The sequence below is a fragment of the Neochlamydia sp. AcF84 genome (assembly GCF_011087585.1).
GTDB lineage: Bacteria > Chlamydiota > Chlamydiia > Chlamydiales > Parachlamydiaceae > Neochlamydia.
The window spans coordinates 1-13,980 of the sequence record NZ_VJOT01000028.1 but is presented as its reverse complement, the minus strand read 5'-3'; the positions used below and the strand labels follow the sequence as shown (position 1 = coordinate 13,980).

The 13,980-nt window shown below is 37.9% G+C and carries 10 protein-coding genes; 8 read left to right on the top strand and 2 right to left on the bottom strand.

Translation table 11 applies throughout. The features are described from left to right. The first annotated feature begins 287 nt into the window (after window positions 1-287). The 5 genes from NEOC84_RS02440 to NEOC84_RS02420 all read left to right on the top strand — a co-directional run bounded on the left by NEOC84_RS02440 (window position 288) and on the right by NEOC84_RS02420 (window position 6,634). Window positions 288-1,787: a hypothetical protein gene (locus tag NEOC84_RS02440; protein ID WP_166154966.1), complete on the top strand. Its 1,500-nt coding sequence runs from the start codon at window positions 288-290 to the stop codon at window positions 1,785-1,787. 510 nt (window positions 1,788-2,297) lie between these two features. Next, window positions 2,298-2,792: a TolC family protein gene (locus tag NEOC84_RS02435; RefSeq protein WP_166154964.1), complete on the top strand. Its 495-nt coding sequence runs from the start codon at window positions 2,298-2,300 to the stop codon at window positions 2,790-2,792. Further along, on the top strand, window positions 2,765-3,802 hold the full coding sequence (locus NEOC84_RS02430; RefSeq protein ID WP_166155087.1) for a TolC family protein: 1,038 nt from the start codon (window positions 2,765-2,767) through the stop codon (window positions 3,800-3,802). Before NEOC84_RS02435 ends, NEOC84_RS02430 begins: the two co-directional genes overlap by 28 nt. Further along, window positions 3,789-5,081, top strand: coding sequence for an HlyD family efflux transporter periplasmic adaptor subunit (locus tag NEOC84_RS02425; protein WP_166154962.1), 1,293 nt, complete (start codon window positions 3,789-3,791; stop codon window positions 5,079-5,081). Before NEOC84_RS02430 ends, NEOC84_RS02425 begins: the two co-directional genes overlap by 14 nt. Window positions 5,082-5,083: 2 nt before the next feature. Continuing rightward, window positions 5,084-6,634, top strand: a complete 1,551-nt coding sequence (locus tag NEOC84_RS02420) for a DHA2 family efflux MFS transporter permease subunit (RefSeq protein ID WP_166154960.1) — start codon at window positions 5,084-5,086, stop codon at window positions 6,632-6,634. A gap of 174 nt (window positions 6,635-6,808) precedes the next feature. Here the strand turns inward: NEOC84_RS02420 and NEOC84_RS02415 are convergent, their stop codons facing one another. Beyond that, complete coding sequence (locus tag NEOC84_RS02415; RefSeq protein ID WP_166154958.1) at window positions 6,809-8,548, bottom strand: hypothetical protein; 1,740 nt, start codon at window positions 8,546-8,548, stop codon at window positions 6,809-6,811. Between the two features lie 117 nt (window positions 8,549-8,665). Then, entirely contained in the window at window positions 8,666-9,076 is a 411-nt protein-coding gene (locus tag NEOC84_RS02410; RefSeq protein ID WP_166154956.1) for an OsmC family protein, read from the bottom strand. Between the two features lie 740 nt (window positions 9,077-9,816). Here NEOC84_RS02410 and NEOC84_RS02405 point away from each other — a divergent pair. The 3 genes from NEOC84_RS02405 to NEOC84_RS02395 form a co-directional block, all read left to right on the top strand. Further along, entirely contained in the window at window positions 9,817-10,599 is a 783-nt protein-coding gene (locus NEOC84_RS02405) for a class I SAM-dependent methyltransferase (RefSeq protein WP_166154953.1), read from the top strand. Between the two features lie 1,151 nt (window positions 10,600-11,750). After that, a complete protein-coding gene (locus NEOC84_RS02400) occupies window positions 11,751-13,235 on the top strand; it encodes a leucine-rich repeat domain-containing protein (protein ID WP_207391773.1) in 1,485 nt (494 codons plus the stop codon). A gap of 534 nt (window positions 13,236-13,769) precedes the next feature. Beyond that, window positions 13,770-13,980, top strand: a 211-nt coding sequence (locus tag NEOC84_RS02395) for an F-box protein (protein WP_166154951.1), incomplete at its 3' end; no start/stop codon positions are given.

Below are 13,980 nucleotides of genomic sequence, written 5' to 3'. Positions count from 1 at the left end.
TTATAAGGGCCGCCACTTAATTTGACTTCTTATACTTTTTCCGCATGTACTTTGGCTTTTTAAAAAAGTTATAAGTTTTCATTGAGGTAAAAATTTCACCAAAAAAGCCTTTTAGGAGAAATAGTTTTATTCCTATTTGTTAATATTCTTTAGGATGCTAGATTTTTTTCCTTTTCACAACCTTTCTTTTTATCAATAAAAATTTATTTTAAGTAAATAATTATACTATCTTTATTACTAATAAATCGGCTAGTATTAAGGCACAGCTTTAATCATATTGGGACCTCATGAATAAATTATATGACATCAACTCTACAATTCCTTTAATGCATCAGATTATGCAAGCCGATTCTAGTCAAAAGGATATGTTGCATCCAAAGCCTTTATGCCACCGTCTCCATTATGTAATCAGTAACCTCGGAACCCATGCGTTGCAACATCTTGATGCCATAAACGATCAAGGGGCTTTAAAAAGAGGCATAACTAAAGGGATTCTTATTGGTGGTTATCTTTTAAACACCGTTTTTGCTAGTATTGAGCTAATTTCAGCCCTGTTCTTTTCTACTCTTGCCTATTCCTTACAAGCTCTTAGGAAAGACAATAACCTTTCTATGCAAAAGACAACTCTTAAAAGTTTTGCTTATGCACTAAACATAAGCGCTATTATGGTAAAGCAGTTTTTACAAATAATCAATCTGTCGTTTTCCAAATACCATAGCTATAATGCTTTTTTAAATGATGGCCTTCCTATCTTTGCCATGCTATCGGTACTTCCTTTTGGTAACAAAACCCAACTGTCTAAAGTAAAAAAAACTCCTACAAACCTGTTCTCTTACGCAGAAGTCCGTGCTCTACGTTTCCTTATTGACTACGCTCCTTCACTGCTTGATAATATCACCCAAGGAGCTAAAAAGGATTATGTAATGGATGCTGTAGCAGGTAAACTATCTACCCGCTACCCTCTTTCAAATGATTCTTTTCCTTCTACCTTTTTACGACATTACACTCCCGAGCGCCAGTTAAATGGGGAATACTATCATTATCTATTGAGTCTTCTTTTAAATGCTTACCAAACTTCTTACCTGCAAGGGATTACTCAAAAACTTATCTTAAAGTCTTCACCTATTTTAACGAACATTCTTGAAGATGAAACTACCTCTTTTATTCCTAAAAATTTAATTGAGGATGAAAAGGATGCACCTTATCAACACAACCTTAAATATTTAATCAAACTTACCTATAAAAATATTTACGAAAATCCAGATTTAGTTTGTACGTTAAGTCAAACATTAGATGAAAAGAAAGCTTTGGCGGAAGGACGTGAAATTTTGGCAAGCTTTTTAGCCACAAGCCAAGTCGCTAATTATGCGCAATTTCAAGAAATCATTAGCCAGATTGTATGCCCTGCTAAATTTAACTCTCCCTCCTTGCAAGTTTTTAATAAAAGAAAGCAGCTCCTTACCAGTGCTAGACAAAGGATTGCTCAGCTTTCCGTTCAAGAAGAAAATATATTAATTAATAAGCTTTTGAAAACAGGAAATTACGACCTTTATGCGCATCCTCTAGCAGAAGAACGCCTTAAACTTATTGAGGGGCTATTTAAAGATATTGTAAGCTTAGCTGGAGCCCTTTATCATGGGCCTTTATTACAGCAAAGTTTTACCAACCTTCACCAAGAAGCCTGCCAAGAAGCTCTTAGGGAAATCGAAAAAAATGAGAATTTAATTAATTTTTTTATTAAATGTACCGATATTATTAAAAGCTGTGTGGATGAACCTTATCAATAACATCGCTCGGATTTTTTCCCGTTACAATTGGCTAAACATACTTATCTGCCATCTTTAAAAGCCCCTAAGAAAATAGCTGTAGAAATGGCACATCGTCTCAACTGCTAGCTATCGCTAGCTTAGCTTTTTGCTAAAAAAACAATTCTGCTTTTCAGAAGAAAAAAAATTTTTCCCTAAACTACTCCGTTAAACAATCACGAGCAACAGATAGAAAGTGATTTTTGATAATAAAGCCTCCCTATAGGTTAACCTTTTGCTACAATTTTTCTTCAAAGAGAAATTTTCACAGTCTCCTTTTAGCGCTTAAAACAAATTTTGAAGATTTTTTAATCAACAATTAAAGGAAGAGAGCCTTTTCCTTCGCGCCTGCATCATCAAAAAATTTCCTGAAGGACCAAGTCTATCTTTTAATCTGCTTAGGCAGGAATAAATATCTAGAATTTATTTTAGCAAAAACGTAAATAAAGAAGGTTTGAAAAATTACACATCTATCTCATGCTTGCTATATTTATGAAAAAATATAAGATACCTTCCTTAATTTGCACCTTAGCTTTCTTATCCCTTACCACAATCAATTTCACGAGCTGTTTAAAACAACGCCAGCCCAATGTTTATAAATTTCCTACTAAAGCTTTTGAAGGATCGCTCCTCTCAACAATTAATGAAGAGCCATTTACTCCCGGTGAATGGCCCCAGGCCCACTGGTGGTTAATGTTTGGCGATAGCCAACTTGATAAGCTTATAAGCAAGGGGTTATCTGATAATCCAAGTATTAAAATTGCTCAGGCTCGTGTAAAAATAGCCAATTATGCTGCTCGAGCAGCAGGTTCTGCTTTATGGCCTACGCTAGAACTTGAAACCGATATAACGCGGTCGCGCACGAGTAAAACAGGTACAATTGCCTCTATTGCTTCAACCTCCCCCCAGCCTCAGCTTTTACTACTTCTTCAGCTTCTCCTGCTCGTTCCGCAGGCTTTATTTTTACGCAGACAGAAATTAATTTAGACACCCATTACCAGCTCGATATATGGCAGCAGAATTTCAATAGCTTTAAAGCTGCTGTAGGCGAAATTTTAGCTAGCAAAGCAGATGCAGCTTTTTCCTCCGTCATATTAAGTACTTCTATAGCCCAAACTTATTTCCGTTTGCAGGTTTCCTATGCGCGAAAAATATTGGCTTTAAAGAAACTTCATAATCGTGCTGAGTACCTACTATTGGTAGAAAAACGCGTTAAAAATGATATTGAGCACCCACGTGTTCTAAAAAAGGCTCAAACATATCATTTAGAAGCGCAATTGCTACTCAAGCAAGTTCAACTTCAAATTAAAGCCTATGAAAATCAACTGCAAGCCTTAATCGCAGGGGATTTCTGCCAACCCATAGAAGCAATTGCGATTGAAAATCAAGAGCTTTTTCTCTTTTCGTTACCTACAAATCTACCCTTTAACCTTTTAGCGCATAGGCCTGATGTGACAGCAAGCATCTGGCGAGCAGAAGAAGCGGCAAAAAAAATTAAAGTCGCACGAGCAGCTTACTATCCAAGCTTTAACATAATGGGGCTTCTTGGCTATCAAACTCTTCATCCTCATGACCTTTTTAAATGGAGAAGTGTTTATGGGCAAGCAAGCCCTGCCATTAATTTGCCCATTTTTGAAGGAGGACTCCTTCAAGCTAATTTAGGCACAGCCCATGAAGAATATTACATTGCCATCGAACAATATAATCAATCTATTCTTACAGCAGTCCAAACTGTGTTAGATAGCATAGCGGAGTTAAAATATGCTTTTGAAGAAATGCAAGATTCTGTACAAATTGCCAAGCTAGCAGAAGAAAATTTATTACTTGTTAAAGAAAACTTTAAATATTATCTAGCTTCTTACTTAGATGTATTAGACGCCGAATTTGACAAAACCTCCAAAGAGAATAAAAAGCTAGTGGCCTTAGAAAATTATTACATGCGATTTACAAGTTTAATCAGTGCATTAGGGGGTGGATACGACAATGAAAGCCAATAAAGAAACGCCCAGAATGAGAGTAGATACAATAAAAGATTTAGTAGCCCGGCCGCAAAAGGCTAATAAATCCTCTGAAAAATCGTCTAATCCCGATAGTCTAGATAGCCAAGAGCCCTCCTCTTCCCCTTTATCTTCCTCTAATATTATCAAGAGAAATAAAAAGCTTGGGGGATTTACATTAATCTTGGCTTTAGCAAGCCTAAGCTGGGGTTTACTCTATGTACTCTACCTTCAAGGTTATGAAACCACAGATGATGCTTACGCGAGTGGGAATATGATTAACGTCAATCCTGCTATCACCGGCTCTGTAATTGCTTACTATGTGGATGATACGGATTTTGTGACCGAAGGCCAACTTTTAGTAAAACTCGACCCAACAGAATATTTACTTAAACACGAGCACTCTCTGGCCTCCTTGGCTTCCACGGTCTTAAAAGTACGTCAGCTTTATGAGAAAGTAAAAGCAAGCCAGTCGACCCTAGAAGCACGCAAGATTGCTTTGTCAAAAGCAAATTATGACTATGAAAATCGCTTGCACCTTGTAGAAATACAAGCTGTCTCTAAAGAAGAATATACTCATTCTAAAGCCGGCTTATCTATGGCAAAAGCGGCTCACCAAATTGCTGAGGCAGAGCTAGCGGCAGCTATAGCAGCTGTCGGAAATACATCTTTAGAATGCCATCCTCTGCTTATTGAAGCCAAATCTCAAGTCCGTAAAACCTATTATGATTTACAGCATTGCTACATTTATGCACCCGCTACAGGTTATGTAGCGCAACGTACCGTTAACGTAGGACAATCCGTACGGCCGCAAACGCCTCTTATGGCTATCATTTCCCAGAATGATTATTGGGTAGAAGCAAACTTTAAAGAAACTCAATTAAAATTTATGCGTATTGGCCAACCGGCTACGATTAGTTTTGATATGTATGGTTCAAAGATAGAATATAGAGGAAAAGTGGTGGGCATAGCTTCAGGTAGCGGCAGTAAGTTCTCTTTAATCCCTCCTCAAAATGCGACAGGAAATTGGATCAAGATTGTTCAACGCCTACCTGTACGTATAAGCGTTGAGCCGGAGCAAATGAAAAAATATCCTTTGCGCTTAGGAATTTCTGCTGAAGTTAAAGTAGATATTAGCAATCAAGATTTACCTATGCTTGCTAGCACCTCTCCTAGCCGCCCTCTAGCTACTACTACAGTGTTTAATGTTCATTTAGAACCCATCGATCATGTAATCGAAGAAGTAATTCAAGCAAACTTAAAGAAAAAAGATGATTAGCAATGAAGAGTGAACAATACGAGCAAGGATATAGGCTTACTTTGCTTAATGTAGCACTAGGCTTAGGAACATTTATCCAAGTGCTAGATACTTCGATTGCAAATGTAGCCATTCCCTATATTGCTGGCAATTTAAATGTAAGTACTGAGGAAGGTACTTGGGTGATCACTTCATTTTCTGCTAGCAATGCTATCATTCTTCCTCTTACGGGTTGGCTATCTGATTATTTTGGCCGAGTACGCCTTTTTTGCTGGTCTATCGCTCTATTTACCATTACCTCTTTCTTTTGTGGACTTTCTTCATCTCTTAGCATGCTTGTTTTTTTTCGTGTATTGCAAGGCGCTGTTGCGGGCTCGTTAATTCCCTTATCCCAAACTTTGTTATTAGCTAATCATCCTCCGGAAAAGCAGGGGAACGCTTTAGGTTTTTGGGGAATGATTGTCATTATAGCTCCAATTCTAGGACCTATTCTAGGAGGTTATTTGACGGATTTTTATAGTTGGCCGTGGATATTTTATATGAATGTTCCTATTGGCTTATTTTCTGCCAGTGTAACCTGGTATTTACTTAAAGATAAAGACAGCCAAGTGGTAAGAAATCCAATCGATTGGATTGGGGTTGCTTTGTTATCGCTAGGAGTAGGATGCTTACAGATTATGTTAGATAAGGGCAAAGATTTGGATTGGTTTAAGTCCAACACTATTCTCGCACTCGCAATTGCTTCTATCATCGCCTTAAGCTATTTTATTATATGGACTTATTATCAACCATATCCTATAGTCGATCTTTCTTTTTTTAGAAATATCAATTTTGCTTTGGGCTGCCTTGCAACTACGATCGGCTTTTTATTTTATTTTGGAAGTACTGTAACCATTCCTCTCTGGCTGCAAACAGAACAAGGCTATACTCCTTTTTGGGCAGGTTTGGCGGTAGCTCCTGTAGGGATTATCCCTTTTCTACTCTCTACTCTCGTAGGAAGATATATGAACCGCTTTGATCTTCGCTTGATTTCGTCATTAAGTTTTCTGTTTTTTGCTTTAAGTTTTTTCTACCAAGCTCATTTTACTACGGCTATTAGCTTGCAAGCGATTATGCTCGCTCGTTTTCTCCAAGGATTGGGGGTAGCTATTTTCTTTTTACCTCTTGTACAACTCTCTTTGGGTAATATTCCCAAAGACCGCTATGCAAGCGCCTCGGGTCTTTACAATTTTATCCGTATTCTTGTCGGAAGTGGATTGGGAACATCTTTGTCTATTGAAATATGGACGCGCCTTAAAACCTTTCATCGTGCTCGCCTTACAGAGGCTTTAACAATTTTCAACTCTTCTACAGAAAAATTTTATGAAACTCTAGCAAATTATCATCCTTCCTTTACATCAGATGTTTCTAATCAACTTTTAGAAAAGCTGATTGAGCAGCAAAGCTATATGCTTTCTACCAATGATTTAGCTTGGCTAGCAGCTTGGGGCTTTTTAGCTATGATCCCTTTAATTTTTTTGTGTAAAAAAGTTAAGATGTCTAATAGTAGATCCTCTACTACGACTGCTCATTAAAGCAAGATGGTTGGCTCTAATCAAACTTTATTTAGCCTTATCCTAATAAAGGAACCTGCTGAGCGCCTGCTAAAAACTACCTGTTGCTAATGAGCGCCAGAGGGATGTCTACAAGCTCGATGCTATCCTCTGTATATTGCTCTTATAAACGTTAGAAATAAAGCTAACTACTCCTTAACTTTCCACAATTTTAGGCAGTTGGCTTTTTAATGTTTCTTCTAAGCTTAGATAAACACTTTCTGCACCAATTGTTCCTTCGAAATAGCTATTGATCAGGCTTTTTTCTTTTTCTTTAACTTCCTTAGATAGAGACATCCACAAAAAGCGATTGATAAGAGCAAGATAGGAATCTTCTAAGCAATAATAATGTTTAATAAACTCCACTAACGTCTCCCACTGCTTTCTAAAAGAGCTATCCTGAAGTATTGCTTCAAATTTTTCTAGAAAGGAAGGGACGGGCCAATCTGCAAACTGCTTTAAGAGCTCGCAATACTTCAAAACCTCCGGCAGCATTAATTTTTGCGCTAACCGTATAAAAGCCTCTAAAGTTCCTGTTTTATGTCGGCGCACTTCATAAAAAGGAATTTTGCCTGATTGAATGCAATCACTTAATGATCCATCACCCGTACAGCCTATAATTTCTCCACTCAGATTTATTAGTTTGGTAAAATCTGAAGCTGGTAAAGGAAGAACGTAAACTAGCCGTAAAATTTTTCTTTTCGCCAAATTAATTTGATTTAATACTGTTTCTCGGGCAGAAGGTACAAAATCGACTACAAGGATTTTAGAAAATCCGTAAGCAAGCATCCAACTATCGCTAAAGTGAAGAAGTTGCTCTTTTTTGTGCTGAGGAAGAATAATAGTAAGATGGCGGCTATCATGTAGATGAAAGCGGCACATCATCTCGATAAAAACCTCTTGATGAGCAGAAGAATGCGGCAAGTAGGCAACTTCTATAGCATAATCTTTTAAATAATTTTCAAGATGCTCAGCAAGGGGCTGATCAACTTGCCATAGATATTGACATAAAGCTGTGCAGCTCCAATGAGAGGTTGTATGATGATTATTAAGGAAAACCCCTTCTTCAAAGGCGTTTAATCCTATGCTAAACCAATGGCGTTGAAGATAGTTGGCTATCCCCTGAAAATTTCCCGCTTCTGCAAAATAAAGAGATTTCGAGGCTAACTCAGGATTATCAAACGTGTTCAAGGCCAATGCGATGTGCACAATAGCTAAGCTTTTTCTCATTAAAAGATAAAGCTTTTCCGCTTCTACTTTTTTTTGCTGATAATAATAGTGCGATTGAATAGATCGATCCACTTCATTAGAAAGCTCCTGAATAGCTAGGGCTATCTGAGGGTGGGTTTCTTGCAAAGCTTCATACTCAGCTAAAAGCCTATCGTGCTCTAGTAGTAATTGGTCAAGCTGCGCTTCACATAAAAAACCTTTTTTCCCCTCTAAAATGGGTTCTAAGATAACACTGCAAGCTTCCTCGGTTTCTTTAAAAGCATAAATATTTTCTTTTTTTATATGATAAAGGTAAGGATCGATGGAAGGCAAAGATTGCTTATGAGTATAAGCAAGATAAACCTCTAAAGCAGGGTGATGTTCTTTTAAAATTTTAGCGCATTTAAATAATGTTATATAATCGCCTATTCCATCAGAATGCACGGCAGAAAGTAAAAAAACTGACCCAGAAATTTTAGGAGGATGTTGGTGATAAAGAGGTTGGAACAGGTGAAGAAAAGCAAAGCCTACCAAATTATATAAGGCATCCTCTACTTGTAACTTTTCTTCAGCAGAAACTTTTGCCTCTTTTAAAGCTATCCAGTAACTATGTAGCGATTCAATTAGAAGAGGATTTAGTTTTTGGATCAGAAAAGGATCTTCAAAAGGATTCAGGCTATTAAGCATTTGCTTTCTCCATAAGATATCCTTTTCTATATTTTATTTACTACTTTTAGCCTATCCCAAAACTTCAGAGGAGCTTAAAAAAATTTATAATTTTTTACAGCCATCCTTGATAAAGTTCTAGCTACCCCAGCAAAAAATAAGCTCTACTTTTACCTCGGGATGTAAGCTATGATGAACAGGGCAACTAGCAGCTATCCTTTCTAAAGTTTGCTTTTGCTCGAAAGAAAAATTCTGAGGAATCCCTATCTTGATTATAATTTTTCCAATGCGGCGAATGGGTTGAGTAGTCATGCTTTTTTCTACTTCCAGTCGCATCCCTGTTACATCCCAGCTTTTTCTCTGCGCGTATAAAGCTAGAGTTGTCGCTATGCAAGTTGCTAAAGCACTTGCCATCAAATCTGTAGGAGAGAATGATACCCCTGTTCCCCCACTATCTACAGGAGCATCTGTTTCCAGTGTAGCTCGTGGATTCTCACGAATTACTTGACAGTGAAGCTCACCCGTATATAAAACAGTCACTTTAACCATGGACATCCTCTAATATGCATTCATTAACTTGATATCTTCCTAGCTTGCTTTCTTATAACATTTTTCACTATTTTTCCTCTTAGTTTCTTTCAAACAGGCCATCAGATAAAGAAGGTAGGACTTTTTCAAATGATTGATCAATTCTCTATTATTTAAATTTTAATAATCCTTTTACAATTACAAGTATTACAACTCTTAAAATTTCTTATCCCTCGCAATCTACGCCTTCTTCTTGTTCACGCCATGCATTCCTTTGGCTTTAACTTTTTCTTTCTCTCTTAAAGATGTGCTCTATTAAAAGCGGTTAATGTTGTCACTTAAAAAAAATGGGGTCCAATGAGTAGGATATTAAAACTTTTCTTGTCTCTTGGTTAAATTTCCTCCAAGCGTTTCCACTTTTGGTAAAAATAATTTTCCTAATAGTGCGTTTAAAAAAACTTAGTCTGTATACCTAAGCCTCTGAAAGATGTCCCTCTGCTTAACAAAAAGGATTTCATAAAGTACGTGACTGCTTAAGGATTAGATCAAAAACGTATAAACTTTAATTTTCTTGAGCCTAAGAGACTACTTTTGTACTGTCCTATCAAGCTACTAGTTCATCATATCTGTAGAAAGTAAAATCTGCTACCTTGTAAACTCTTCGCATAACAAGTTAAATTCCTATTGTCCCCCTTTAAAGGAAAAACAAGAAGTTATCTTAAAAATTTATGTTTACTTAATCCTAGAGAGTTGATTTTTTCATGAAAACACCTACCAAATTACCGCATTCAAAAGCTGCCTCATGGGAGCCTGCCAGCCAATGGTATAAAAGCCTTGTCGGCGCAGAAGGTCATTACTATCACCAGCAAATTATCATTCCAAATTTGTTGCGGTTGCTAAACCTTCAAGCTTGCTCCTCTCCTGCTATATTAGATATTGCTTGCGGATCAGGCGTGTTAGCTCGCCATCTTCCTACCCATACAAACTATATGGGTATAGATCTTTCTCCTACTTTGATCAAAGAAGCCAAAAAATTGGATACTAACCTTCAGCATCATTACAGGGTAGCGGATGTTACAAAAAACCTTTCTTTAGATGACAAGAAATTTACTCATGCTACCATTATTTTAGCTCTGCAAAACATTTCATCTCCTTTACAAGTATTCCACAATGCTTATAAACACTTGGAAAAGCACGGAGTATTAATAATGGTTCTTAATCACCCTTATTTTCGGCTTCCTCGCCAGACTTCCTGGCAGATAGATAAGGACAAAAAGCTTCAATACCGTCGCATAGATAGATACATGTCTCCTCTAGAAATTCCTATCTGTGCCCATCCTAGTAAGGGACAACACTCTGCGCAGCTCACCTCTTACCATTTCCCTCTCTGTAACTATTTTCATTGGTTAAGAGAAGCTGGTTTTAGCGTATACGATATGGAAGAGTGGTGCTCTGATAAGGTTAGCACAGGTGCAAATGCTAAAATGGAAAATCGTAGTCGCCAAGAATTTCCTCTTTTTATGACTTTATGTGCTCAGAAATAAGAGACTTTACTGATAAAGAGGTCTCATATTTCTCCACTTTATTATCTAAGTTTGTAAAAAAAAGCTGCATGGAAACTTTTGCTTAAAGAAGCTACCCTATCTTTAGGAAAAGATCTAAAATGCTACCTAGCTTAACACGAGTTATCGGATAAGAAAGCATTCTAAGACAGCTTCAATTATACCTAAACTGTAAGCCAGCAGATGTGTTACAAGATAGAAGGAGCCCTACAACTAATTACAAGCCTAGCTGGTTGGCCTATTTTTCTACAAACAACTTATCAAATTCTTCTTCTAGCTACTTCCATCCAATCCACTTAAGATAGCTTAAATAAAAAGGATGATTTTGAGTGAGTTCAGCGCTAAGACGGAATTTAAAAAGGCGGCCTTGTTGGCTATCTAGCCTGTTTGTTTCCATAGTAAACTTTGCAAGAAATTAAGAGCTTTGTAATGATTTACTTGTAAAGAAAATATAGCATTAAAAAAAAGCTCCTAGAATCCTACTTTAAGGCAAAAATACTTTAAATCATATTGAACTATATAGTAGGAGATAGTGCTCTCTATACACCAACTTCCTTACAAGCCTTTAAAAGAGAACAAGGCTTATTTGCTGCGCGTGTGCCCCTGCAAAGTAAAGAGGTAAAAAGCCTTACGACAAAACTGTAACGATAGTAGAAGGCTATCGAGCTTTTAAGACTACCTCTTGCTATGTAGGCGTTGAACAAAGATGGGTAGTGATCCTCAACCAAGCGACCTATCAAAGAGAATGCCATACTTTAGCTAAGCCTTACCTTAAGGGCAATGCAAAAGAAGTCAAAGCCTTTATGAACCTCATGCGGCAAGAATTTTCATGTCCAAACGATGCTGAAAATGCCAATTAGATAAGTTTTAGAAAGGCTTAAATATATACAGATTCTAGAACCTAGATTTATTGCAGCTTAAAAGCATACTGCGTTTAGTCGGCCAAAGCTGAGCAAAACCTTCTATCTCTAGCTGTCGCCTATAAGGCATAGTAGCTTGCTCTTTGCTTAACAAGTTAGCCGATACCCCCTTGGTGATAAGGATACGAATTCGTTTGACTTGCTTTTCTAGCTTTTTTATATTGCCTTTAAAAATAAAAAGGCTGAAAAGTCATTACTACCTCGGGAAATAAAATGTATCCTATCTCTTCGGCATCTATTGAAAGCTTACCCAATGAGCTGCTGCTACCTATCTTAGAGGCGTGCGCAGCTCCTTCCTTATTTAGCGTCTGTAAAAGATGGCATCATCTGCTGGCTTCTGAAGTGATGCCTTCTCTTTATAAACAAATAGGTAAAGTACATGTTTCCCAAGGGGACATTAACAAGCAGGCTTTTATTTTAGATAGGATTTATAAGCTGGATGATAGGCTTTCTGAAGGAGAAAAAGCTAAGGCAATCTTCAAGGAGGCCTTTACTCTAGCTAAATCCCTTGCTCCTGCGGAGCTAGAATTTAAATGGAAAACCGAGGAAAAAAGGTGTTTTACTCTGGCTAATTACTCTTCTTATCTCTTAAATATTAATCGCCTTTTGCTTTGGAAAAAACTTCCTAGCGGGAAAAAATACCTAAGTCAAGAAAAAATCAAGTATTTACCTTTAGAAAAACAAGGGGCGCTTCTTAGAGATTGGATTGAAGAAAATTGTAAAAATACCACAGCTTTAGATTTATCTAGAGTAGGCTTGACTTATTTACCCCCGGAGATAGGCCAATTGCCTAAGCTGCAAAGGCTTGATTTAAGCCAGAACAAGCTCACCTGCCTGCCTACAGAAATCGGGCAGCTGTCTCAACTGCAAAGGCTTGATTTAAGCAACAACCAGCTCACCAGCCTACCTGCAGAAATCGGGCAGCTGTCTCAACTGCAAAGGCTTGATTTAAGCAACAACCAGCTCACCAGCCTACCTGCAGAAATCGGGCAGCTGTCTCAACTGCAAAGACTTGATTTAGGCCAAAACCAGCTCACCAGCCTTCCTGGAGAAATCGGACAATTGTCTCAGCTGCAAAACCTTTACTTATATCAAAACCAGCTCACCAGCCTGCCTACAGAAATCAGGCAGCTGTCTCGACTGCAACACCTTTGCTTAAATCACAACCAGCTCACCAGTCTGCCAGCAGAAATCGGGCAGCTGCCTCAGTTGCTATGGCTTGAATTAGATCAAAACCAGCTCACCAACCTGCCTGCAGAAATCGGGCAATTGTCTCAGCTGCAAACGCTTTACTTAAATCAAAACCAACTCACCAGCTTTCTTGCAGAAATCGGGCGGCTATCTCAGCTGCACTGGCTTTACTTAAATCAAAACCAGCTTACCGGTCTGCCTGCAGAAATCGGGCGGCTGTCTCAGCTGCAATGGCTTGATTTAACTCAAAACCAGCTCACCAGTCTGCCTGCAGAAATCGGGCAGCTGTCTCAGCTGCAATGGCTTGATTTAACTCAAAGCCAGCTTACCAGCCTGCCTGGAGAAATTGGGCAATTGTCTGAGCTGGGATGCCTTAACTTAAATCAAAACCAGCTCACCAGTCTGCCAGCAGAAATCGGGCAACTGTCTCAGCTTGCCAAACTTGAATTAGCAGAAAATCCTTTGAAAGATATTGCAGAAAAAATAAGGCAGCGTTTTCCATTGTAGAATGGTTGTAAGTACTTTTTAATTTGGGGAGGGCTAAAATGAAATAAAAAATTTTTAGCTATCTTATCTTTAAACAAATAATCCGCTTTCCTTCCGGCAACTAAGTAAGCTTAAGCTAACCTACACATTTATAATGACAAGAAGCTTTTCTCTTTTTCCGCAGATTGCTAGGCTGTGAGAACACCCTTTCTTGGCAGGAAAAAGCTAGGCGTATTGTATTCCATCATTCGATAGAAGAATTAAAACATTGCGCCAAAAAGAGCCGTTTTTCTTAAATATGGCAAAGAATCAATCTCATTCTTTTAGCCAAACCAAAATTGCCGCGTCACTTAATCCCCAAAACCTGTGGCTGCTCCTGAATGCTTGGAAGCCCCCCCTTTCCTTAAATCTATCTGAAATAAAAAAGCACTAGATTATTTGTGAGTTGTTTTTCATTGATAAGGATATGAATTTGTTTGACTTGCTTTTTTAATTCTTTATATTGTCATTAAAAAATAAAAATGCTGAAAAGTTATCACTGCCCAAGGAAATAAAATGTATCCTATCTCTTCGACATCTATTGACAGTTTGCCCAATGAGCTGCTGCTACCTATCTTAGAGGCGTGCGCAGCTCCTCCCTTATTTAGTGTCTGTAAAAGATGGCACAATCTGCTGGCTTCTGAAGTGATGCCTTCTCTTTATAAACAAATAGGTAAAGTACATGTTTCCCAAGGGGACATTAACAAGCAGGCTTTTATTTTAGATA